The sequence below is a fragment of the Tropicimonas marinistellae genome, from assembly GCF_001509585.1.
Lineage (GTDB): Bacteria > Pseudomonadota > Alphaproteobacteria > Rhodobacterales > Rhodobacteraceae > Tropicimonas > Tropicimonas marinistellae.
Genome location: NZ_LNCI01000002.1, coordinates 426,757 through 449,588, shown reverse-complemented (window position 1 = coordinate 449,588; position 22,832 = coordinate 426,757). Strand labels below are relative to the sequence as shown.

Below are 22,832 nucleotides of genomic sequence, written 5' to 3'. Positions count from 1 at the left end.
TGCCTTGGAACGGCCATCTGCGCCGCGATATTGGCGCACCTGAACTCGACCCGCTTACCCTAGCCAATGCGCGCGCACTGGCGAGCCTGCATGGATGGATGTGATGGGCGCGATCTACCGAAACGCCCTCCCGCAGATGGATGGTACGGATTTGCTCACCGATTCCGGGCTCGAGACAACGCTGATTTTCCTCGAAGGTGTCGACCTCCCGTGCTTTGCCGCCTACCCGCTCCTCGACAGCGTCGCCGGGAGGCGCCAGCTGCAGGCCTATTTCCGGCGGCATCTCGCCATCGCCTTCGACCACGGCACCGGGTACCTGCTGGAAGCGCCGACCTGGCGTGCCAGCCGCGACTGGGGCGAACAGCTTGGGCACGACCGGGATGACCTCGCGCGCCTGAACGCGCAAGCGATTGCACTGTTGACTGACCTTCGCCGGGAGGCCCAATCCGTTTCTCCCATTGTTGTTTCGGGAAATATCGGTCCCCGCGGGGACGGCTATCGTCCCGATACGGCGATGCGCGCCGAGGCCGCGCAAGCCTACCACGCAGAACAGGTCGGCTGGTTCGCCGACAGCGCCGCCGACATGGTCAGCGCCTTTACACTCTCAACGGTCAACGAAGGCGTGGGCGTCATTCGTGCTGCGACGGCGGCAGGGATTCCATCGGTGGTAGCCTACACGGTTGAAACCGACGGTAACCTGCCGGATGGAACACCCCTCGGAGACGCGATCGAGAAAACGGACGACATGACGGCAGGCGCAGCCGCCTATTTCATGGTGAACTGTGCACATCCGGAACATTTTCGTGGCGCGTTGGAAACCGACGCTGCCTGGCTTGCCCGGATTGGCGGTATCCGCGCAAATGCCTCGCGGATGAGCCATGCCGAACTGGACGCATCCGAAGTGCTCGATGATGGAAATCCGGCCGAACTCGGTCGCGACTATGCAATACTGAAGCGACTGCTACCCAACCTACGCGTCTTTGGCGGCTGCTGCGGCACCGACCATCGGCATGTAGATGCCATCGCCGATTGCTGCGCGGCTCGACACGCCGCATAAAAAACACTGCCGGCCCGTTCATTCGGGCTGGCGTCACATCAGATATTCCCGATTGCAAAGCCAATTCACTGACCGAGCCAGTGGATGCCCGGTCTCAGCCATCGCTTTCGCCCAGACCACTTCAGACGCACCTTATCCAAACTGGCAGCACGACCGATAACGCTCCTTCTATGTTTTGGCGAATGTGATTTGGCCCATCACTCCGGATCAAAGACATACCCGATACCGCGCACGGTTCGGATCAGGCTTGGCTTCTGCGGATTCGTCTCGATCTTTCGCCGCAAGCGCGAAATGCGAATGTCGATACTGCGGTCGAACGGGTCCCACGACCGGTCATGTGCCTGTTCAAGGATCTGGTCCCGGTTGAGCACGCGCGACCGGTTCTCCGCGAACAGCTTCAGCAACCGAAACTCCATCGCCGTGAGCGCCACCTCCTCGCCGGAATCGCGAAAGAGCTTGGCCGCGTCGATATCGAGAGTGAACGGGCCAAATGGCACCGCAGCCCGCGCGCCATCCGCAACCGGTAGCTCGACCGTCGCTGGCGCACGGCGCAAAACGGCCTTTATGCGCGCTTCCAGTTCCCGCAGGTCCACTGGCTTGCCAAGGTAGTCATCTGCGCCCATCTCCAGCCCGACGATGCGGTCGATGGTCTCGCCGGCGGCCGTGAGCATGACGACTGGCGTTGCATTGTCGACCCGCAGCGTGCGCAGTGCGGTCAAGCCATCCTCGCCGGGCATGTTCACGTCGAGCAGGATCAGGTCGACATCCGTTTCTTCCAATCGGGCCCGCAATTGCACGGCATCATGGGCAAGGATGACGGTGAACCCCCGCTTTCCGAGATATTCCGACAGCATTTCGCACAGGTCGGTCTCGTCATCGCAGACAAGAATGGTGGGTATTGAAGCGTCGTTCATCGCGTGCCTCCCGTGGCGAGGATCCCGGCCACAAATTCCCGAAGCTCCTCTGGCGAGACGGGTTTTTCAATGTAAGGCCTACCGGATTCCAGCAGGAATGTCTGCGAGGCCCGGCCCATCGTGTCACCGGTTACGATTCCGATCTGCGTTGGTTTGGCCGCATGCTCTCGCCGAATGTGCTCGAAAACTTCCCTGCCATCGATATCGGGCATATTGAGATCGCAAAGCACGCAATCGAATGTCTGGCTGGCAAGTGCGTCGATCGCCTCCGCGCCCGAATAGACGACGCTCACCTCGTATCCGACACGTTCCAAGATCTCGCCGTTCAGGTCGGCAACGTCCGGTTCGTCGTCAACCACGAGGATACGAGCGGCCATGGTCTGCGTGGGCAGTACATCAGAGGTGCTGCCGTCGCTCGGATGTACCGGCAGTTCGACAACAAAGCGGGCGCCATCCCGGTACGAGGAGTCGACATGAATTCGCCCGTTGTGGGCCTGTACGACACGGTGGCACCACGTTAGGCCGATCCCCTTTCCATTGCCCACGCCGCGCGTGGTGAAAAACGGATCGAAGATCTGTTGCGCGATATCCGGCGAAACACCCGGGCCGTCATCTTCCACGACGAGCCGTATGGAGCCACTTGGCCGGTCGAGGTTCGTCGACACGGAAATCCGCCCCTCGCCCTTCCCGTCCAAAATGGCCGCATGGGCGTTTTGCAGAAGATTGATCACAACCTGCGCCATCTGGTCGGGGTCGACGGACACTTCCGGGAGGTCCTTTGCAAGCGCAATAGAAACGTGCTGGTTGGCATCGGACAGGGTGTGGTTCACAACATCCAATGCCGTCATCACGACCTCGTTTATGTCGGAGGGTTCCGGGTTCGCCGGTTCCTGGCTGGTCATCGTCAGATAGGTCTTAACAATCTCCGTGCAGCGTTCGGCAGCCTCGCCAATCCGCGTGGCCTGGCGCACCACATCCGGATCATCGCTCTCCTCTCGAAGCATCAGGGCATGCCCGACAACCACCGAGAGCGGGTTGTTCAGCGCATGAGAGATATTGGCGAGCAAACCTCCGAGCGCCGATAGCTTTTCGGCCTGGAACATCCGCTCACGCCGACGGGACAGGTCGACTTCGGTCTCGAGTTGCTCGGTCATATCCCTCGAATAGGACACGATGACGTCGCGGCCATCGTACCTGAAGAGCCGAGCTGAGATAGCGCCCCAGAAGGGTAGTCCGTCGGCACGATGGAAGCGCGCCTTGTAGTCAATAACCGTTCCGTCCCTCCGCAGAGCTTTCAGGAACCCTTCCCGATCGGCGCGGTCCACGTAGAAATCCGCGGTGTTATCCTTGTGGCCGAAAATGCGGTCGATCTCCGGGCTGCGAAAGAGCACACGACCGCTGTCAGCCTCCGTCATCAAGATTGGCGCGGGGCAGTTTTCGACAACCATACGCGCAGTCGCTTCGCGAAACGCGAATTCGCGAAGATCGACCAGCGTGGTCACGATGCAAAGTTCACCGCCGTATTGGGTCAATCGGCCATTGGACGACATCGGCACGCGCGTACCGTCCGCAATCCGAAACACGATCCGCTGATCGTCCACTTTGCCCGTCTGGCGCAGAGACCGAACATATTTCTCCCGATCCGACGGGTCGGCATAGTGTTCGCTCGCAAAGGTCGTGTCGCCGAATAGCGCCCGCGCCGCCGGCGATCGATACAGGATGAGACCATCGCGCAACCGAGACATGACAACAGGTGTCGGGTTCGTGTCGAGGATGTTCCGCAGAAGGGCTTCGCTGTCCTGCAGCAGCTGACTGTCTTGCCGCGACGCCGTGATATCCTTGCGAACGATCACGAAACCGCCGGACGTTGTCGGATTGTAGCGCACCGCGTAAACACGCCCATTGTGCTGCACGATCTCAACGTCCCGGCGCTTCCCGCTGCCGACATTGGCGTTCCACTCCCGGTCGCGGTCCGACGGGTCGACATAGATCCCACCTGCCGCGCAGGCTTGAAGCATGTCCTCCCAACGCAAGCCCGGCACGATAATTGCCCGGATCGGTTCGAGCATGTCAGCAAAGGGCTCGTTACTCAGAACCAGACGCCTTTCGGCATCGAACACGGCAATACCCTCCGAGAGGGAGTCCAAGGCATCGAGGAGAACGGTCTCTTCCAAGTTGCCGACGGAACGAGCAGTGTCGTGTGTTTGGTTCATGATTCCGCAGTAGAGCTTCGGTGTTTCAGGCCGTTTTCAAGCTTGGCGGGAAACGTTTCAATTGTATCAGAAAGCGACCGCAGCGCGAACCACGGTGCTCATTTTTATATTTATCTTCAATATTTTGAACGGCACGCCGCTCCCAGTCGGGATTGAAGCCTTCGAAACACTTTCGCGAGTGTTCTGACACAAGCACGCAACGGCGCGCGCGGAAGATCACTCTATCGGCACAAGCCACCAACGAGTTTTCTCTCATAAGGACTGAAACGATGACCGCCCCCCGCATTCGCCACACCGCCTACGTGATCGACGGTGCAATGGATATTCTGGTACCGCGCGGCTCGTCTCGCAGTCTGCCCCGCACCCCGCAACTGAGCACGGACATCGGCATCGCGTCGATGGACGAGAGATTCACAGGCCGCGAAACGCGCCAGCACATGTATCATGCAAACGCCTGACGGCCGCATTCTTCCAAATCCCTACCCCATTTGAGGACCAATCCATGACCGGACCGAAATCATCCATTCTCGACACGATCGGCAACACACCCGTTGTGCGCATCAACAATCTGGCGCCGGAGGGTGTAGAACTCTACGTGAAGTGCGAAGCCTTCAACCCGCTCGGTTCTGTCAAGGACCGGCTGGCGCTCGGCGCAATCGAGGCCGCGGAAAAAAGTGGCGAGCTGAAGCCCGGCCAGACAGTCGTCGAGGCGACCTCAGGCAACACCGGCATCGGTCTGGCAATGGTCTGCGCCCAGAAGGGGTACCCTCTGGTTCTGGTGATGGCGGAGAGTTTTTCGATCGAACGCCGGAAGTTGATGCGGTTCCTCGGTGCCAAGGTCGTGCTGACGCCAGCCTCCGAGAAAGGTACAGGCATGGTCGCCAAGGCGAAGGAACTGGCCGAGGAACACGGCTGGTACTGGACCAAGCAGTTCGACAACCCGGCCAATTCAGAGATCCATGCCCGCACGACGGCGGTCGAGATCCTGGAAGACTTTGGCGAAAACGGTCTGGACTACTGGGTATCCGGGTTCGGAACCGGCGGCACGATGAACGGTGTTGCGCGCGTGCTAAAGGAGCGCAGCCCAAAGACGAAGATCATCGCAACCGAGCCGGACAATTCGCAGCTGCTGAACTCGGGCGTCGCTCAGACGTTTGACGCCGATGGCGTCGCCGTTGGCAGCCATCCGAGCTGGCGCCCGCACCTGATGCAGGGCTGGTCGCCCGACTTCATCTCGCAGCTCGCACAGCAAGTGCTCGACGCCGGATACATCGACGCTTTCCGCCCGGTGCCCGGCGAGGCGGCGATGCAATGTGCAAGGGATCTGGCCGCGCGGGAAGGTATCTTCTGCGGCATCAGTTCCGGTGCGACCTTTGCCGCCGCGCTGGAGGTTGCCCGAGCTGCACCCAAGGGCTCGAAGATCCTCGCCATGTTGCCCGATACCGGCGAGCGATACTTGTCCACGCCGCTCTTTGCCGACGTTCCCGAAGACATGACGGAGGCAGAAATGGCGGTGTCACGCTCGACGCCGAATTACCGGTTCGACGTGACCACGCCGGCGCCAGCCCCTGCCCCGACCGCCGCCGTGCCGGCAGTCGATCCGCAGACGCGGGACGAGGTCGAGGAGATCATTGCCAGCAAGCCAGTGGTCATCTTTGCGCTGGAATGGTGCGAATTCACCTGGTCGGTGCGCAATATGTTCGCCGAAGCAGGCATCGACTACGAAAGTGTCGACCTCGACTCCGTGGCCTTCCTGAATGGAGATCCCGAACGGGCCACCCGATACAGGGCCGTTCTGCGTGAAATAACAGGTGCGCCGACGATTCCTCAGATCTTTGTCGGGGGACAGCATATCGGAGGAGCGACGGAAACCTTCGACGCGTTCAATTCCGGAGAGCTTCAAGCCGCGCTTGCGACGGCGTCCGTGGGGTTCAATGACGGCATGGAACGCGACGCCTATTCCTTCCTGCCAAAGTGGTTGCACGCGAGGTGACAGGTCGAAACAAGACCGTTCCTTTCCCATTGCCCCACAACGATGCAGTGGGCTGCCGAGCGCGGGGGACTGTATCGCTCCGACACACCAGGTTTCCCGGCCTCATCGCCGGGAGACACGCAGAGCGGTAAACGCTCGCACACAATGCAACGCCCCCGGACGCTCCATCCGATGGCCACCGCACAAGACCTGCGAAGGGCGTTTAGCGGCCCGCTTCCGGAGGACCTGTGCCTCGTCGGGAACACCAGCCTCCGGCTTTCATTCCTCAGCCATGGGTGCGGCTCACGCTGTTGGTTTCGCGCCGGAATTGCTTGGAGCTGTCAATAGTGGTCGGCTTCTGCGACGGTAGACGAGATTGCGACGGGTTGGCTCTGAGATCTTGCGGACCCGCCACACACGGCTTCGATCGTGTTCACAACCGGCGCGAAGATCGCGGGCTTCATCTGCCTCGCCTTGGCGCAGGGTGAGGTTCCGAGCCGGGCACCAATTCGACGCGCTCAAACTGGCCAATGCACTCGGGGTTGAGGTTATCGCCGCGGATGCGTCCCATGGTTCCAGCCGTTTTGCAATCCTGCACCTCGGGACCGGGACGCGAAACGTGGTCGAAGACACAACTGACGCCTAGGTGGCGATCGAACCAGCAGATCTTGACCAGTACTCTGAGGGAGGTCGTTGACCCTATTATCGTTCTGGCCACGGTGGGACACATCAACTCCGGCGCCCTCGACGCTTTCGACACCATTGCAACCCTGTCGGAAACGCACGGTACCCCAAGAGCTTCGGTCCGAAACTCGCTCGCCGCATCGAACAGGCATGGCGCGACTTGCAGATCCCCTGGACAGCGCGCTGATCTCTCACAATTTCTGGTTGCCAAGTTGGCCCGCCGGGCGCTCCGGCGGGCTTTCCCTATCTTATCAGACAGTTACAAAACCACCGACACGCGAAACACTTGATACACAAAGCCCTGAAACCTGACCGCTTTCTGAAACGCGCGGTCCGTAGAACTCCTGTCATGGCCAATACGCAACGGCCGTTCGTTCACAGATCAAACTTCACAGACAGGAAAACATTCAAATGAACATCGCAGTTATGGAAAAGCCCGCCAAGGTCGCCAAGAACGGCGTCGACGTCCCCACGCTCCTGGCCACCATCGGTGTCGTAAAGGACATGCCGCCGGCGGCGAAATTCCAGTTCCGCGCCAAGGGCGAGTGGGTCAGCGGTACGCACAGCCGCGCCACGGTCAACGGTTTCTTCGGAGCCGGTGAAGAGCAAAGCCGCGACCAGGATTTCGTGATCGAGGGCGACCATCCTGCCGTCGTCTGCGGTGCCGACAAGGCGCCCACCCCGGTCGAATATCTGCTCTCCGCACTCGCCGCCTGCCTCACTGCCGGCGTCGGCAATATCGCGTCCGTCCGCCAGATCGACCTCGAGTCCGTTGAGACGACCGTCGAGGGAGATATCGACATGCAGGGCATCCTCGGCCTGAACGACGACGTTCGCAATGGCTACGAGGGCATTCGGGCAACGGTGAAGATCAAGGGGAATGCCCCGGCCGAGCAACTGGAGAAGGTTGTTCAGCAGTCCATCGCCCGGTCCGCCGTGTTCGACATGCTCACCAATGGCACCAAGGTCGACGTGGCAATCGCTACCTGACGCACATCTTCCGGCGGGCGAATTGCGCCCGCCGCCCCTCACAAATCGATTTCAAGGACAATGATAATGCACCCCATCGTTTTCCGGATGGCCACCGCACCGCGTGTGGCGTCACGTATCATTCTTCACGACAGGAATGTCCGCGAGCCGCTCGGTCGCCGCATTTCCGCGCCGGAGACGCGCCGATGAACCGGCGACGCCTCCCGCGGCGCGGTGCGACCGCCGCAGTCCAACGAGCCGTTTGCGGTGCGCTGAGACTCCCCAACATCCTGCCCGACCGCAAGAACGGGTGGATCCTCTGACCCGAAAGGACCCCGGATGGCCCGGTTTTCCCGCAGCAACCGCCACGCATTTCAACTGATGCACCGAAGCACCGCCCGCAAGGCCACGCCCCGGGCGCGAGACCGCATCAACATCATTCTGTCCGGTATTTTTGCCCGCTGAACGCCCAAGGAGCCCAGCATGACCCGCAAGACAGACGTCCTGATCATCGGCGCCGGACAGGCCGGGCTGGCGATGAGCCACAGCCTGTCGGTGCGCGGGATCGACCACGTGATCCTTGACCGCGGTGCCGTGGGGCAACGCTGGCGGGCCGAACGCTGGGCATCCCTTCACCTGCTGACACCCAACTGGATGACCCGCCTCCCTGGCTGGCACTACCGCGGCAACGACCCCGGCGGTTTCATGCACAAGGACGAGGTCGTCGGGATGCTGAACCGCTACGCCCGCTCGTTCTCCGCGCCGGTCGAGGAGTTTTCCGGTGTGGAAAGCGTCTGCCGGACGCCGGAAGGATTCAATGTTCGCACGAAAAGCGGCGATTGGACCGCGCGATCCGTGGTCATCGCCACTGGCGCCTGCGACCGCCCCGCCGTTCCTGGCTTCGCCCGCGACGTGGCAAGCGACATCGCCCAGGTGACGACCGCCACCTATGTGCATCCGGGGCAGCTCGACCCCGGTGGCGTGTTGGTTGTTGGGGCATCTGCAACCGGCGTGCAATTGGCAGACGAAATCCACCAGTCCGGAAGGCCTGTAACACTGGCCGCCGGCGCGCATGTCCGGCTACCCCGTCGCTACCGAGGCAGGGACATTCTGGAGTGGCTGGATCGCTGCGGCGTCCTCTCCGAAGCGCGCGACCCGTCTGTGCCAAGCGACCGGGCGCTCACTCAACCTTCCTTGCAGCTGGTCGGGTCATCTCCGCCGCGCGACATAGATTTGATGACGCTTGCGAAACTCGGCGTGACCGTCACTGGCCGCCTGCGCGGTATCGATGGCGCGAACGCACGCTTCGACGACAATCTTCAAACTGACGTTCTGGCAGCCGAAACGCGGCGGGAGCGAACGCTTGCGCGGATCGACAACTTCATCCGCACGACCGGAGCTGCCGCCTTGCCCGCCGAGCGAGCGGCGTTGCTGAGCCTGCCAAACAGTGCCGACACCCGCGGCCTGGATTTGCGAGCCAGCGGCATCCGGACAATCGTTTGGGCTACCGGGTTTCGTCGCACCTACCCGTGGCTTCAAGTACCCGTACTCGACGCCTCCGGCGAGATTACTCAGTCCGGCGGCATCACGGAATGCCCCGGTCTCTACACGCTCGGCCTGCCGTTCATGCGCAGACGCAATTCGACCTTCATCGACGGTGTCGGGCAGGACGCGATCGAGATCAGCGCCGAAATTGCGCGGCATCTCGATGGCAACTCCCGCGCCGCAGCTTGACACAGGAGACACGACATGAGTGACCGTATCAAACCCGACCATTTCGACGCGTTGATCGTGGGCGCCCGCTGTGCCGGCGCGGCAACCGCCATGCTGCTATCCCGCGCCGGGCTGAAGGTGCTCGTCGTCGACCGGGATGAACCCGGCACCGACACGATGTCCACACACGCGCTGATGCGCGGCGCGGTCATGCAACTGGACCGCTGGGGTCTCCTTGACGGGCTCCTGGCGGACGGGACGCCAAAGGTGCGGAAAACAACCTTCCACTATGGCACCCAAGCGCTGCCGCTGGACATCCGGCCGGGCTTTGGGGTGGACTTTCTTGTCGCGCCGCGCCGGAGCGTATTGGACGCGCAACTCGTGGAAGCCGCCCGCGCGTCGGGAGCGGAGGTTCGTCATCGAACCGCATTGCGCAAATTGCTGCGTGACGCCGACACCGGACGGGTAACCGGTGCAGAATTGTCAGGACCCAACGGGAAGACCTATCGCGTGTCGGCGGGCATTTCTATCGGTGCGGATGGGCGGCGTTCCTCGGTCGCACGCCAGGTCGGTGCCGAAGCCTATGCCGCATCGTCCCATAAAACCGGCTGTGTCTACGGATATTTCGAGGGTATCCCCGATGACGGGTATCGGTGGTTCTACGACGAGTCCGCCTCCGCAGGCGCGATACCGACCAACGGTGGCGCGCATTGCGTTTTCGGCGCGGTGCCCGACGGGGCGTTTCGCGCGCTGCGCACGGCATACAAGCCGTCCGAGTTGCTGGTTGAATTAGCCGCTCGCGCAAACCCTGGCTTTGGCGCCTTGCTGGCCGAAGCAGCGCCCGTCTCACATCCCATTGTTTTTACTGGAGCACATGGCCACATGCGCCAAAGTTTTGGTCCCGGCTGGGCGCTGGTTGGCGACGCAGGATACTTCAAGGACCCGCTGACCGCGCACGGAATTACCGATGCCTTGCGCGACGCCGAGATCCTCGCCGATGCGGTGATCGTCGGGTCCGATCAAGCATTGGCCGCATTTCAGCGGCAACGGGACGCGCTGTCGCGCGAGTTGTTCGATATCACCGACCAAATCGCCTCATTCGATTGGAACCTCCGCGATTTGCAGGGCCTGCACAAACGCCTCAACGACACGATGAAGCGCGAGCAAAGGTGGATGGAAACGGCCTTCGTGAATTCGAAACTCGCCGCCTGACCTGGCCCCGATACAATCGAAACAATCCGCGCCGCGAACCGAAAACACCATGAAACACGCTGGCACTAGACCCGTGGGTATCTCCTAAAGGGAATAGATAAATGATCCAGATCCCCGGAATTGATACCGAAACCAACACTCATTTCGACACGCCAAGCGATCCGGTCGTGCTGTTGCACGGCACCGCCATGGACCCGGCAACTTGGACGGGCCTGCGCGAGCACATCGGTTGCCGACTGCCCGTTTCCGCGCCAAGCCTGCCGGGCTATGGTCGCGATTCCAGATGGCGGCCGGACCACCCTGCGAGGCTCGACAGCAGCGCAGAAGAACTGGCACAGGGCATTCTCTTGCCGGATCGCCCGGTCCATTTGGTTGGCCATGATTTCGGCGCCGTCCTTGCGATGAAGATCGCGTCCGCCAATCCCGGCCACGTCGCGAGTCTCACGTTGATTGAGCCAATCGCCTACAATTGCCTGTTCCCGGTGCACGAGGATGTGTGGCAGATCCACCGCGAGGTTTCGGTGACGGTTGAACGGATGAACGACCTGCTCGCGGCGGGAGACGCCGGTGGTGCGATGGCGCGATACACCGACCTCGTGAACGGCGAAGGAACGTGGCTTCGAACATCCGAGCGGCACCGTTTGACGCTTGCCCTCCAGGCCCGCCAAGCTTTGTCTGATCTTCGCGCGATCGAGGCGGACCGGATGAGCCCGGGCGACCTTGCCGGCATTGTCTGTCCAACCCTGATGATCCGGGGAAACCGGACATCCTGGATGCTGGAACAGGTCGCACTGGAGCTGCGCCAATCCATCCCCTTCCTTCGCGACGAGGTGATCGATGGGGCGGCGCATTTCCCGCAACTGACCTATCCTCACATCGTCGATCCGATGATTGTCGAATTTCTTGTGCGGGTCGGCCGTCAATGGCAGGATAACAACGTTACCCTGCGGAATGCCGCCTAAGTTCGCTTGTCCAGACCCAAAACGCGTGAGGAAAAACCCGTGGAGAAATCTCTATTCGACAAGTACGGCGGGTTTTCAACGGTCAGCAAGATCGTAATGCGCCTTTACGACAAGCTGCTGGATGACGACGACGTCGGACCCTTTTTCGACGACGTCGACATGCCGAAACTCATAGATCATCAGACGAAATTCGTCGCGTCACTCATGGGCGGCCCGGCTTCGTTCACCGACACTCATATCCAGCGCGCGCACCACAATCTCGAAATCGCGCCGATGCATTTCGACCGCCTCAAGGAGATGATCGAGGAGACCCTGCAGGAATTCAGCGTCGAGCAGGACGACATCGAGACCGTATTGGGCGCTTTCGAAGCGCGCCGCGACCTCCTGATCGACGTCTGACATGACGATTGAGGCCATCAACGAGCAATTGCTGCGTGCAATCGGTGTCGGCGTCGCCCTGATTGACCTCGATACACTGGAGTTGAGTTTTCGTAACGACACGTTCGACGAGTGGTTCGGCGGGCCCGATGCGAGCGCGCGTCTGGGAGAGATCTTTCCCTCGCTAGACCTCGATGCGCTGGCCGCAGAGATGGCGGGCGGCGGTAAGTTCACGGCCGAGGCGAACTTCAAGATAAAGCGCCGGCGAATGACAGTTGCATTGGACATAACACGGGCCGGGAACGCATCCGAACGTATCGCGGTTCTTGTGTGTCAGAACATCACGCGGATCAAAGAGTTGGAATCCATGATCGACTCCTACTCCATGATGGTCGAGCGCAATACGCATGAGATCAAGCGGGAGAAGGAACAGGTCGAGAAGCTCCTGCTCAACATGATGCCGCGATCTGCCTACGAGGAATACAAGTCATTCGGCGTGGTTGCGCCCCGGATTTTCGAATCCGTCTCGGTGCTCACGTTGGACTTCGAGAATTTCGACAAGGTTCTCGAGGTCAACGATCCGGCGGTGATCGTCAGCGAGTTGAACGACATCTACACGGCCTTCGACAGGATCGGGGAGCAATTCGGCTGCGAACGTGTTCGCACCAATGGCGACAGCTATTTCGCCGTCTCCGGTGTGCCTGACCCAGTACTCGATCATGCGGAATCGGTTGCAAACGCGGCCGTGAGGTTCCTGCGCTACCTTTCGCGTCGCAACGAAAGCCACCCGATCCGCTGGCAGGCGCGCCTTGGGTTGGCGTCCGGCCCGGTCGTGGGGTCTGTCGTCGGTGTCCAGAAGTACATCTACGATGTTTTCGGTCCCGCAGTCGAAAAGGCGAGCAAGACCCGTGCGCGCGCGCCCGGAATGGCGATAGCGGCCGACGCCAGCATTCGCGACCTGCTGGATTCGCGCTTCGCGATGACTCCGCTGGCGCCGGCCAAATCGCGGCCCGAACCGCAAAGTGGCCTCTTCCTCCTCGAAGAAGCGAGCCAATCCGAGGCGCATGGATTGTCGTGACGAACACGCACGGAATGCACGTCTTGCCGGATGAATTGGCTGCAACAGACGCTGTACCGATGCGCGAGGCGATCGACCTGATGGAAGAGGCCGTTGCCTTCTTCGATGCCGACTGCCGGATCTCCGCAACGAACGCGAGTTTCCGCACTGCCTATTCAGCGATAGCGGAGTACATCCGAGACGGTTCCTCGTGGGAGATATTCCTGCTCGAGGCCGAACGTCACGGGGTTATGGCAAGCCGGGTTTGTCAGGACTTGCGACTTGCAGAAACGATGCTGGGCGACGGTCGCTCGGAACACACGCGCCTTGAGCACCGGCCAGAGGGAACAAGGACCTACGAGATCCGCCTGCGATCCACGTCGAATGGCGGTTACGCGATGATCCAGGCCGAAGTGGTTGACGAGCGTGCCCGCGCCGAAAGCGATGAGTTGGCCGAAGTTCTCATGTCAAAGGTGCTGGAGGCCTGTCCGGCAAACCTCACCATGTCACGGATCGGCGACGGACAGATACTCTACCGGACACCAGCCGCCACGGAGTTGCTTGGCGCCGCACGAAACAGCCGGGATCACTTCGCACGTGTCGAGGAGCGGGCCGATTTCGTGACCGCACTGCTACCGGATGCGCGCGTGGACGACATGCGCGTGACGGGCCGGCGCCGCGACGGAACGGAATTCCCGGCGTCGCTTTCCGCCCGCTTGATTGACTATCGGGGCGATGAGGTGGTTGTCGCGAACATGATCGACCTGACCGACGAGTTGGCCCTGCAGGCGGAACTCGAACGGCAGAAGGACCTCGCCTTCCAATCCGAGAAGATGTCCGCCCTCGGCGAATTGCTCGCCAGCGTCGCGCATGAACTGAACAATCCGCTTTCGGTCGTCGTCGGGAATGCAACGATGCTGAGTGAAGAGGAGCTCAGCGATGCGGCGCTCAGGCGCGTTGGCAAGTTGAGCGACGCCGCAGATCGCTGCGTCCGGATCGTCCGCACGTTTCTTTCGATGGCACGGGAGCAACCTCTCAACCTGGCGCCGGCAACATTGCCGGATCTCGTTGAGACCGCCATCGACGCATTCCACAGTCATTCAGATGACACCTTCACCAAAATAGAGGTCACCCTGCCGCCAAGCCTTCCGATGGTTTCGGTCGATGACATTCAAATGGTTCAGGTGATCCTAAACATCCTCACCAATGCCGAACAGGCGATGAGCGACGCCGGTATCGGCGGCTCGGTTCGGATAGCCGGGGCACGGCATTCGGGAACCGACTTCGTTCGTCTCACGCTTTCGGACAACGGGCCGGGTATTCCCACGCAGATCCATGGACGAATCTTCGACCCGCTGTTCACCACAAAATCCAAGGGAAAAGGCACCGGTGTCGGTCTTGCATTCTGCCATCGCGTCGTCTCTGCCCATGGTGGATCGATCCAGCTTGACCGAAACACCGCGACGGGCGCCACCTTTCACATCGACCTGCCAGTCGCGCAGGATTAACGCGTCTCCGCGACGCGCACCGCAAACGCGCCTATGCCGCTTCCCTTGAATCGGCAAACAAAAGGTCGAGATAGGCACGGAAGTGTTCCGATTGCCGCGCGGTAATCTGCGTGTTTCCAAAGGCGCGTTGAAGGACGAGCCCCCCCTCGATGAGCGATACGATCATTTCTGAGAGTTGTTTCGCAGAAACGGGTCGCCGTGGAGGGTACCGGTCAATCACCTCCTGGAACTTTCGGATGTAAATTGCGCTCCATTCCCGAAGCGTGTCCGCAACGAGACTGGTTACATCCTCGTCGAACACCTCGCTCTCGTAGGTGAAGACGGCATACATGCAACCGCGTGAGGGTTCAGTCGGGTTCGAGATGTAGGTCTCGAAATCCGTCAGAAATCTTGTCAACTGATCGTAGGGGTCATCGTGGGTTGCCTCCGCCTCTGCCGCGAGAGTCCGGAACATCGTGATGTCCTGCGCGGCGTGCCACCGCAACAGCTTCGACGCAAGATCCGCCCTTGACTTGAAGTGGTGGAAAAACGCGCCTTTTGAGACCTCGGCCGCCTTGAGAATGTCGTCGACGGACGTTCCGGCGAATCCATTCTCCATGATCAGGCGCTTCGCCGTTGCGAGAATATGCTCCCGCGTCAATTCCCCTCTCTTGGACACACCGCCTCCAAACAGTCTGTATAGTCTGGATCAGGCTACCCGAACCTCGCCTACGTGGCAACTCACGCTTTGAAGACAAGCGTAGCAACAAATATCAGCCATAGAAACAATCGAAACGTCATCTGACCGAGTTCTGAAACAGACCGAACGGTATGTTTAAAACAGACCAAATAGTCTGCAATTGTCCGGAGCTGATGATGACCATGTTTGCCACGTCTATCACGGAAATACCGCTGGCCCCGCTCTTCGGATTCGCTGCGCTGGCTGGGCAACTCATCTGGCCCCTGCTACGTCGCCGCAATCGGATTCTCGCTGCACAGATTGGCATCGCCGGATGCTACGCCACGCATTACGCATTGATGGATCAATGGAGTGGAACGAGCGTCTGTCTGGTGGGAGCGATGCAAAGCGCCATAGCCTTGATTGCCGGCGAGAAACCCTGGCTATGCAAGATGGGATTCGGGTTCATCCCTCTTGTGATCGTGCTCGCGTTTTTCACCTGGTGCGGACTGCCTTCGGTGCTCGCAACCTGCGCCTGTTGCCTGATCATGATAGGTCGCATGCAGCGAGACCTGTTGCGGATGCGCGCGATCATGCTCGCCGCATCCCCGTTCGGGATCGGTCACGATCTCACCGTTGGGGCGATTGCGGCGTTGGCCGGCGCAATCCTGTCGTTTGCCATCGGTGCGGCGGCACTCCGGCGTGAGTGGATTACCCGCCGTCGAGCCGCCAGATCGGCCAGCGCATGAACGAAAAGCAATATCATGCGCCCACCCGGCCTTCGCGATCTGGCGCACACTGTCCGCGCCGGAGCATGCCGGAAGCTATGCGCGTCAACCTGGGCACGGCGTCCCTGTCGCATGATCTGGCACCAGTTCTGTCCCTTTTCTCGCTCACGCTCGACTGTCCGCTCGACACGGCCGGCGCGCCGTCGGCTTTCACGACACTTGCATCATGATGCGGTTTGTACGGCCAGCCAGATCGCTCCGGCCGGGGCCGGAATGAGGTCTGCTTTCGGCGCGCCAAACAACGGTGGCGTCGCATATCGATCACGCCAGAAAGCGGTCGAACCATTGGCGCGCAAGGTCCGGCCAGGCGACATGCGAGCCGGCCCGATCCCGCAATGCAAACCCATGCGGCGCGGCGCCGAAGATGTGGGCGTCGAGGTCGAGGTCTTGCCGCGCTGCGGTTTCGATCAGGCGCGTCGCATGCTGGACCGGTACGGACTTGTCCCGCAGCGCATAGGCCAGGAACACCGGAACATGCGGGATCGCGTCCTCATGGTTCGTCAGACCGATTGGCCAATCGTCGTAGAAGTCCTGCTTTTCGATGGGTGGGTAATCGGGTTTGCCGGGCGGGAATTTGTGATCCCGATGGTTCGCATTGAGCGGCGCATATCCGATCAGCACACCCCGCGCGGAAATCGGCTGTGAATGGCATGCGAGCACAGCCGATAGATGACCACCCGAGGACAACCCGACATGAAAAAGCGGCAGGTCTGGATGGCGGTCAGCCAGCAACTCCAGCGCATTCAATCCGTCTCGCAAGGCAATGTCCTTGCCGAACCGTAACCCTGCACCATCGGTTCCGCCCGGCAGCCTGTGGATGAGGATATGGGCATCGAGCCCGATTGCGTTCAGCCAGAGCGCGATTTCGGTGCCTTCCTTGTCGTAGACGAGGCCAGTGTATCCCCCGCCAACACAGACCAGCGCCATCGCGCGCGGGGCGGCAATCCGGTGGGAATGCAGTTCTGCGCGGTGAACGCCATCGAACCGCCGGTCCGGCCAGTCTCCCAGGATGGCGTTTTCCGCCCCGTCGCCGAGACACACGACCGAAGGTGCCGGTGGTGACGGAGGGATGGTTGCTGGAAGTCCGCTCATCGGCCCAGCCACCCGCCATCGACGTTCAGCACCGCTCCATGCACGTAGTCAGACGCCGGTGCCGAGAGAAAGACAACGCTTTGCGCGATGTCGGTCGGATCGCCCCAGCGTCCGGCGGGAATCCGATCGAGGATTGCCTCTGAACGCTTCGGGTCATCGCGCAGGGCCTCGGTGTTGTTGGTGGCGATGTAACCTGGCGCGATTGCGTTGACGTTGATACCGCGCGCCGCCCATTCGTTCGACAACAGCTTGGTGATACCCGCGATGCCATGTTTCGAGGCCGTGTAGGACGCTACTCGGATGCCTCCCTGGAAGGATAGAAGCGAGGCGATGTTCACGATCTTGCCACCTCCGTTGCGGGCAAAGACGGCGCGGGCAAAGCTCTGGCAGGTGAAGAACGCGGCCTTCAGGTTCACGTCCATCACGTCGTCCCAGTCGCTTTCCGAGAAGTCGGTGGCATCCGCGCGGCGGATCAACCCGGCGTTGTTGACCAGAACGTCGAAGGGCCGTTCGTCGAACAGGTCCTTCGCGGCCATCGGATCGCCGAAGTCGAGGCGCAGACTATCGCCGGTAGCTCCGGCAGAGCGAATTCTCTCCACCGTCTCGTCGCAGTCGCGGCGCCCGGCGCAGGTCACGGCAGCGCCCGCTTCCGCGAGTGCAACGGCGATGGCCTGACCGATGCCCGTATTGGCACCGGTCACCAACGCCGTCCGGCCGTCGAGTGAGAACGCATTCACCGAAGCTCTCCCGGTTGGACAAACTCCATATCCGTATAGTCGACATTGTCCCCGGCCATGGCCCAGATGAAGGTGTAGCCGCCGATGCCCGCACCGGCGTGGATCGACCATGCAGGAGAGATCGCCACTTCCTCGTTGGCGATGAAGAGATGTCGCGTTTGCTCCGGCTCCCCCATCAGGTGCAGTACGCGCGCTTCAGGTGCCATGCCCCAATAGAGATAGGCTTCCATCCGGCGGTCGTGGATGTGTGCCGGCATGGTGTTCCAGACCGAACCGTCCTCCAGCGTTGTGTAGCCGACGATCAACTGGCAGCTTTCCATTACCTGCGGGTGGATGAACTGCTTGATGGTACGCTTGTTGGAAGTCTCGACCGCGCCCATCTTGACCTCGACGCAATCGGCGAGCGTGATCAGCTTGTTCGGGAAGGTCCGGTGCGCGGGCGCCGAGGTAATGTAGAAACGGCCATTGCCGCCGAAAGTGACGGGGCCTGCGCCCACACCGAGATAGAGAACGTCACCGGCATCGAGCGTCCAGGTCTCTCCAGCGGCGGAGACGGTGCCGGTCTCGCCGATATTCACGATGCCCATTTCGCGCCGGTCGAGGAAAGAAGGCGTCTTGGTCTCTTCCACCTTGTCGAGCACCAACGCGCCGCCCGCGGGCACCGCGCCACCGAGGGTGAAGCGGTCGTAATGGGTGTAGACAAGGCGGATATCACCCGGCGCGAAGAGATCCTGCGCGAGGAAGTGTTCACGCAACTCGTCAGTATCCATTGCCCTGGCGTGATTTGGGTGAACGGCATGACGGGTCTGGACGGTCAGCATGACAGTCTCCTTGAGGAAAGGTCAAAAAAGTGGCCGGCGCAACGGCCGGCCAGTGAGGGAGGAACGGGGTCAGAAGCCGAACAGCCTCGGGAGGCTCATGGTCAGGCCCGGCCAATAGGTGACGAGAAACAGGATCACGAAGAGCAGCGCGTAGAAGGGCAGCAACGCGACGATGGCCTGTTCCACCTTCACCTTGGCGACGCTGGCACCGATGAAGAGACCCGTGCCCACGGGTGGAGTGATGGTGCCGATGGCGAGGTTGAAGATCATGATGACGCCGAAATGCACCGGATCGACGCCGATCTGTTGCGCGATGGGCAGCAGGATCGGGGTGAAGATCAGGATCGCCGGACCAATATCCATGAAGCAGCCGATGACAATCAGCAGCACGTTGATGATCAATAGCACGATGATCGGGTTCTCCGAGATGCCCAGCACCAGCGAGGTGACGGCAGCAGGAATGCCAGTGAAGGCCATGGAGAAGGAGAGCGCCGCGGAGGCTGCCAGAAGCAGCATGATCGCGCCGGTCATCTCCGCTGTTTCCAGCAGGAATTTCGGGAACTCGGTGATGGGCTTGGTGCGGTGGATGACGAAGGCGAGCAGCATCGTGTAGATCACCGCGATACCCGAGGCTTCGACCGGTGTGACGATGCCCATCACGATGCCGCCAATGACGAAGACGATCAGCAGCAGGCTGGGGATCGCATCGAGCGTGGTCTTGACGGCGATTTTTAGGGTCGGACGGTCGGCCAGCTTGTAGCCGCGTTTCTTGGCGACGATCAGGGTCATCGCCATCAGCCCAAGCCCCCAGAGCGTGCCGGCCATCGCGCCGCCAAGGAAGAGGGCCGCAACAGAAGTGCCGCCCGAGACCAGCGAATAGATGATGAAGGCCGTTGTCGGAGGGATCAGCATCCCCGTCGGTGCCGAGGCGATGTTCACTGCGGCCGCGAAGGGCCGGTGGTATCCGTTGTCCGCCTGGATCGGGATCATCACGCCGCCGATGGAGGTCGACGCGGCGATGGCGGAGCCGGAGATGCAACCGAAGAGCATGTTGCCGGCGATATTGGTCTGCGCCAGCGACCCGGGAATGCGCCCGGCGAGCAACTGCGCGAAATTCACCAGACGGATCGCGATACCGCCGGAATTCATCATTACGCCGGAGAGGATGAAGAAGGGCACCGCCAGCAGCGAGAAGCTGTCGAGGCTCGCCACCATCTTCTGAGCCGAGGTGAAAAGCGCCATGTCCACGGGCACCATCAGCAGCACCGAGGCAAAGGCCGCCGCGGTCAGCGAGATCGCCAGCGGAATGCCGAGGATCGCCAGGAACCCGAAAACCGAGATCAGGATGAGGCTTGCTTGTCCAGCCACGTGTCAGTCCCCCGAAGCCATTGCCTTTTCGAGCGGATCCGCTTCCTCGCGGGTCTCGAATAGGCGTTCGAGCAAGTTAAGAATGCTGTAGACGACCATGAAGGCGCCGCCCACGGGCATCGCCGCGTAGACCCAGACCATGGGGATCTGGAGCACTGCGCTATACTGGCCGCTGGCGATATCCATCGCCCGCAATCCGCCAACGATCAGCACCGTGACCGAGAAGATCAGGAAGGAGATCGGAACGAGCAAGTGCAGCAGGTAGGCCAGCCGGCCCTTTGCCATGTCACGCACCAGGCCGACGGCCATGTGGGTGCCCCGGCTGCAGGCATAGGCCGCCCCGAGGAAGGACGACCAGATCATGCCATAGCGCAGGATCTCTTCGGAAAAGGTGGATGGCGTGTTCAGCGCGTAACGGCTGAACACCTGCCAAGCCAAGACCACGATCATCAGCGCCAGGATGAGGCAGCACGCCGCCCCTACGACGGAATCGAGAATGCGACGTGCCGCTTTCATGGTTACTCTCCAGCCACAGCGCGGATGGCTTCATAGACCGAGTATTTCTCGGGCTCGGCCTTCAGCTCTTCGTACATCGGCTGAACCGCGGCCTGGAACTCGGCCACGTCCGGATAGTAGAACTGCACCCCGAACTCCTCGGCGCTCTTGGTCTTTTCGGCCTCGATTGCTTCACCCCAGACCTGCTTGTGGTACTCGGTCGATTCCTTCGCGGCCTCCAGAACAGCAGCGCGGTTTTCTTCCGACAGCTTGTCGAGCGTGCGTGTGGAGATCAGCACGAAGTCGGGGATGCGGCTGTGCACGTCATAGCTATAGTGCTTGGCCACTTCGCCGTGACGCGCGATGGTGATGGCGTATTCGTTGTTCTCGGCCCCGTCGAGCACGCCCTGCTGCAGCGAGGTGTAGACTTCGGCCTGCCCCATGGCGATCGGCGTGGCGCCGAGCAGCTCGACCATCTTGATCGAGGTCGGGCTCTGCATAACGCGGAATTTCAGGCCCTTGAGGTCCGCAACGCTCTCAATCGGCTTCTCGGAGGTATAGAAGCTGCGCGCGCCGCTGTTGTAATAGGTCACGGCAGCAAAACCGTCGCCGCTCGTGGTGTCATAGACCGGCTGCATGATGCCCGCATCGTCCATGACCTTGTAGAAATGCGCTTCGCTGTCGAAGAGATAGGGCATGGAGAAGACGCCATAGATCGGGGCGAAGCTCTCCATCAGCCCGCCAGACACCTTGGTCATGTCGATGGTGCCGGCCTTGACCAGTTCGACAAGCTCGCGCTCGCCGCCAAGCTGGCTGTCGGGGAAGTACTGGACGGTCACATCGCCGCCGGTTTTCTCGGCCACCAGTTCACCGAACTTCTGCATCGCTTCGACGGTCGGCGTGGCATTGCTCGCATACGCGAATTTGAGGGTTTCGGCCATCGCCGCCGGGGCGCCGACGATCAGCGCGGCCACCGAAACGGCAGTCAGGGACTTGAGCATGTGTGTCCTCCTCGTTTGGGAATGATAGACCATATCCGCATGCTTCTCAGATAAAGGTCCGAAGGTATTCGCTCAGGCAGAGCATCGCCATCGCCTGCCCGTAGGGCATCGAGGTCAGTTTGATTTCGCGGTAGAAATCGAGCGTATCGCCCATGGCCGTGCCGAAGGAGACCTGCTGAAGCTCGCCCGCCGCGTCGATATTCTCGATCACGCCACGGACGGCCTTCTCGCCCACCTCGGCAAAGGACGGGTCGATATAGCGCTTGCGCGCGCCTTTCATCAGGCCGTAGGCGAAACCGGCGGTGGCAGAGGCTTCGAGATAGCTCGACGGATCGTCCACCAGCGTGTGCCACAGGCCGCTGTCGTCTTGCGTGTCGCGCAGCACTTCGGCCTGCCGGCGCAGGGTGGAGATCAAGTGACGCCGAACCGGGTCGCCTTCCCTGAGGTCCACCATCTCGATGAATTCGGGAATGGCGATGGTGATCCAGGAATTGCCACGCGCCCAGAGAGCCTCGGCGAAGTTGTGATTGCCGTCAAAGGTCCAGCCGTGGAACCACATCCCCGTCTTGCGGTCGGCAAGGTAGTGGATATGGGTCAGGAACTGGTATTTGGCTTCCTCGATGTATTCCGGGCGGTTCAGCACCTGCCCGATACGGGCCAGCGGCAGGACGGACATCATCAGCGTGTCGTCCCACATTTGCTGGTCGTTGACCGAGTTGTAGACGATGTGCTGCAACCCGCCCTCACGCACCCGTGGCATCTCGTGCATGACCCACTCCGCCCAGGCCTCGAAATAGGGGACCCAGGTCGGGTCCGGACGGTACTCGTAGAGGTTGGCCAGCGTCAGGAAAGGCGCCACCGTGTTGATGTTCTTGGTCGGCGTGCCCTCGGCCAGCCGCGCCTCGAACCATTCCGTGATGACCTTCATCGCCATCTCGGAGCCAGTGAGCTGCCAGTATTTGAACAGGCCATAGAGTCCGATACCGTGGGTCCATTCCCAACCAGCCCAGCCCTTGGTGTCGATCACCCGGCCGTCTTCGAGCCGCAGCAGGAACTCGCCGGTCTCGTCGGTGATGTTGATCAGGTTGTCGGTGAGGCGTTCGATCAACTCGCGCACATTTTCCGGTGTCGTGAAGTGATCTTTCTGTCTGAGCAGCGGGTGCAACGCCTGTCCTCCTTCGGTATCGCTTGCCGATTTTTTCGGAATGCTGTTTCGAAAATTAGGAAAGCATA

At 61.1% G+C, this 22,832-nt stretch carries 21 protein-coding genes and 1 pseudogene; 12 read left to right on the top strand and 10 right to left on the bottom strand.

Going from position 1 to position 22,832, the window contains the following annotated elements; all coding sequences use genetic code 11:
- Positions 1–103 precede the first annotated feature (103 nt).
- Positions 104–1,057 (top strand): homocysteine S-methyltransferase family protein, encoded by a 954-nt coding sequence (locus ARC39_RS05355; RefSeq protein ID WP_068111674.1) that lies wholly within the window; start codon positions 104–106, stop codon positions 1,055–1,057.
- 197 nt (positions 1,058–1,254) lie between these two features.
- Here ARC39_RS05355 and ARC39_RS05350 read toward each other — a convergent pair whose 3' ends face one another.
- Positions 1,255–1,971, bottom strand: coding sequence for a response regulator (locus ARC39_RS05350; RefSeq protein ID WP_068111131.1), 717 nt, complete (start codon positions 1,969–1,971; stop codon positions 1,255–1,257).
- Entirely contained in the window at positions 1,968–4,184 is a 2,217-nt protein-coding gene (locus tag ARC39_RS05345) for a response regulator (protein WP_068111128.1), read from the bottom strand. Before ARC39_RS05345 ends, ARC39_RS05350 begins: the two co-directional genes overlap by 4 nt.
- Positions 4,185–4,453: 269 nt before the next feature.
- Between ARC39_RS05345 and ARC39_RS05340 the strand changes: the two genes are divergently transcribed.
- The 10 genes and pseudogenes from ARC39_RS05340 to ARC39_RS05300 all read left to right on the top strand — a co-directional run bounded on the left by ARC39_RS05340 (position 4,454) and on the right by ARC39_RS05300 (position 14,639).
- A complete protein-coding gene (locus ARC39_RS05340; RefSeq protein ID WP_068111126.1) occupies positions 4,454–4,642 on the top strand; it encodes a hypothetical protein in 189 nt (62 codons plus the stop codon).
- 44 nt (positions 4,643–4,686) lie between these two features.
- Positions 4,687–5,724: pseudogene (cysK, locus tag ARC39_RS05335) on the top strand (cysteine synthase A); the annotation flags it as partial.
- Positions 5,698–6,177: a glutaredoxin family protein gene (locus tag ARC39_RS26370; RefSeq protein ID WP_268874328.1), complete on the top strand. Its 480-nt coding sequence runs from the start codon at positions 5,698–5,700 to the stop codon at positions 6,175–6,177. The pseudogene cysK and the gene ARC39_RS26370, both read left to right, overlap by 27 nt.
- A 1,074-nt stretch (positions 6,178–7,251) precedes the next feature.
- Complete coding sequence (locus tag ARC39_RS05330) at positions 7,252–7,830, top strand: OsmC family protein (RefSeq protein ID WP_068111119.1); 579 nt, start codon at positions 7,252–7,254, stop codon at positions 7,828–7,830.
- 462 nt (positions 7,831–8,292) lie between these two features.
- Positions 8,293–9,543 carry a flavin-containing monooxygenase gene (locus ARC39_RS05325; RefSeq protein WP_068111115.1) on the top strand — a complete coding sequence of 417 codons (1,251 nt, stop codon included), beginning with the start codon at positions 8,293–8,295 and terminating at the stop codon, positions 9,541–9,543.
- A gap of 15 nt (positions 9,544–9,558) precedes the next feature.
- The gene (locus ARC39_RS05320) at positions 9,559–10,734 is read left to right on the top strand and encodes an NAD(P)/FAD-dependent oxidoreductase (protein ID WP_068111112.1); all 1,176 of its coding nucleotides are present in this window, start codon (positions 9,559–9,561) and stop codon (positions 10,732–10,734) included.
- A 101-nt stretch (positions 10,735–10,835) separates the two neighbouring features.
- A complete protein-coding gene (locus ARC39_RS05315) occupies positions 10,836–11,696 on the top strand; it encodes an alpha/beta fold hydrolase (RefSeq protein WP_068111110.1) in 861 nt (286 codons plus the stop codon).
- 39 nt (positions 11,697–11,735) lie between these two features.
- Positions 11,736–12,095 carry a group I truncated hemoglobin gene (locus tag ARC39_RS05310; RefSeq protein ID WP_078059089.1) on the top strand — a complete coding sequence of 120 codons (360 nt, stop codon included), beginning with the start codon at positions 11,736–11,738 and terminating at the stop codon, positions 12,093–12,095.
- 1 nt (position 12,096) lies between these two features.
- Complete coding sequence (locus ARC39_RS05305) at positions 12,097–13,152, top strand: adenylate/guanylate cyclase domain-containing protein (protein ID WP_068111107.1); 1,056 nt, start codon at positions 12,097–12,099, stop codon at positions 13,150–13,152.
- Positions 13,149–14,639: a sensor histidine kinase gene (locus ARC39_RS05300; RefSeq protein WP_149866317.1), complete on the top strand. Its 1,491-nt coding sequence runs from the start codon at positions 13,149–13,151 to the stop codon at positions 14,637–14,639. The genes ARC39_RS05305 and ARC39_RS05300 overlap by 4 nt, the downstream gene beginning before the upstream one ends.
- 31 nt (positions 14,640–14,670) lie before the next feature.
- Here ARC39_RS05300 and ARC39_RS05295 read toward each other — a convergent pair whose 3' ends face one another.
- Complete coding sequence (locus tag ARC39_RS05295; protein WP_068111101.1) at positions 14,671–15,297, bottom strand: TetR/AcrR family transcriptional regulator; 627 nt, start codon at positions 15,295–15,297, stop codon at positions 14,671–14,673.
- 197 nt (positions 15,298–15,494) lie between these two features.
- Between ARC39_RS05295 and ARC39_RS05290 the strand changes: the two genes are divergently transcribed.
- The gene (locus ARC39_RS05290; protein WP_068111098.1) at positions 15,495–16,046 is read left to right on the top strand and encodes a YgjV family protein; all 552 of its coding nucleotides are present in this window, start codon (positions 15,495–15,497) and stop codon (positions 16,044–16,046) included.
- A 300-nt stretch (positions 16,047–16,346) separates the two neighbouring features.
- On the opposite strand, the gene ARC39_RS05285 is transcribed toward ARC39_RS05290, so the two are convergent.
- From ARC39_RS05285 to bglB, 7 genes are all read right to left on the bottom strand, one after another.
- The gene (locus tag ARC39_RS05285) at positions 16,347–17,177 is read right to left on the bottom strand and encodes an alpha/beta hydrolase family protein (RefSeq protein ID WP_149866316.1); all 831 of its coding nucleotides are present in this window, start codon (positions 17,175–17,177) and stop codon (positions 16,347–16,349) included.
- Positions 17,174–17,914, bottom strand: coding sequence for a 2-dehydro-3-deoxy-D-gluconate 5-dehydrogenase KduD (kduD, locus tag ARC39_RS05280; RefSeq protein WP_068111092.1), 741 nt, complete (start codon positions 17,912–17,914; stop codon positions 17,174–17,176). Before kduD ends, ARC39_RS05285 begins: the two co-directional genes overlap by 4 nt.
- Entirely contained in the window at positions 17,911–18,735 is an 825-nt protein-coding gene (gene kduI, locus ARC39_RS05275) for a 5-dehydro-4-deoxy-D-glucuronate isomerase (protein WP_068111089.1), read from the bottom strand. The genes kduD and kduI overlap by 4 nt, the downstream gene beginning before the upstream one ends.
- Positions 18,736–18,804: 69 nt before the next feature.
- Positions 18,805–20,103, bottom strand: coding sequence for a TRAP transporter large permease (locus ARC39_RS05270; protein WP_068111086.1), 1,299 nt, complete (start codon positions 20,101–20,103; stop codon positions 18,805–18,807).
- 3 nt (positions 20,104–20,106) lie between these two features.
- Positions 20,107–20,619, bottom strand: a complete 513-nt coding sequence (locus ARC39_RS05265) for a TRAP transporter small permease (protein WP_068111081.1) — start codon at positions 20,617–20,619, stop codon at positions 20,107–20,109.
- 2 nt (positions 20,620–20,621) lie between these two features.
- Positions 20,622–21,599, bottom strand: a complete 978-nt coding sequence (locus ARC39_RS05260) for a TRAP transporter substrate-binding protein (protein WP_068111078.1) — start codon at positions 21,597–21,599, stop codon at positions 20,622–20,624.
- A gap of 46 nt (positions 21,600–21,645) precedes the next feature.
- Positions 21,646–22,764: a beta-galactosidase BglB gene (gene bglB / locus ARC39_RS05255; protein WP_068111075.1), complete on the bottom strand. Its 1,119-nt coding sequence runs from the start codon at positions 22,762–22,764 to the stop codon at positions 21,646–21,648.
- Positions 22,765–22,832: the final 68 nt, after the last annotated feature.

Bases quoted from the DNA above. Each gene is read 5' to 3' on its own strand.
- ARC39_RS05350 (WP_068111131.1), bottom strand. From the start codon at position 1,971: ATGAACGACGCTTCAATACCCACCATTCTTGTCTGCGATGACGAGACC.
- ARC39_RS05265 (WP_068111081.1), bottom strand. From the start codon at position 20,619: ATGAAAGCGGCACGTCGCATTCTCGATTCCGTCGTAGGGGCGGCGTGC.
- ARC39_RS05355 (WP_068111674.1), top strand. From the start codon at position 104: ATGGGCGCGATCTACCGAAACGCCCTCCCGCAGATGGATGGTACGGAT.
- ARC39_RS05290 (WP_068111098.1), top strand. From the start codon at position 15,495: ATGACCATGTTTGCCACGTCTATCACGGAAATACCGCTGGCCCCGCTC.
- ARC39_RS05325 (WP_068111115.1), top strand. From the start codon at position 8,293: ATGACCCGCAAGACAGACGTCCTGATCATCGGCGCCGGACAGGCCGGG.
- kduI (WP_068111089.1), bottom strand. From the start codon at position 18,735: ATGCTGACCGTCCAGACCCGTCATGCCGTTCACCCAAATCACGCCAGG.
- ARC39_RS05320 (WP_068111112.1), top strand. From the start codon at position 9,559: ATGAGTGACCGTATCAAACCCGACCATTTCGACGCGTTGATCGTGGGC.
- ARC39_RS05285 (WP_149866316.1), bottom strand. From the start codon at position 17,177: ATGAGCGGACTTCCAGCAACCATCCCTCCGTCACCACCGGCACCTTCG.
- ARC39_RS05340 (WP_068111126.1), top strand. From the start codon at position 4,454: ATGACCGCCCCCCGCATTCGCCACACCGCCTACGTGATCGACGGTGCA.
- ARC39_RS05345 (WP_068111128.1), bottom strand. From the start codon at position 4,184: ATGAACCAAACACACGACACTGCTCGTTCCGTCGGCAACTTGGAAGAG.
- ARC39_RS05315 (WP_068111110.1), top strand. From the start codon at position 10,836: ATGATCCAGATCCCCGGAATTGATACCGAAACCAACACTCATTTCGAC.
- ARC39_RS05260 (WP_068111078.1), bottom strand. From the start codon at position 21,599: ATGCTCAAGTCCCTGACTGCCGTTTCGGTGGCCGCGCTGATCGTCGGC.
- ARC39_RS05330 (WP_068111119.1), top strand. From the start codon at position 7,252: ATGAACATCGCAGTTATGGAAAAGCCCGCCAAGGTCGCCAAGAACGGC.
- ARC39_RS05305 (WP_068111107.1), top strand. From the start codon at position 12,097: ATGACGATTGAGGCCATCAACGAGCAATTGCTGCGTGCAATCGGTGTC.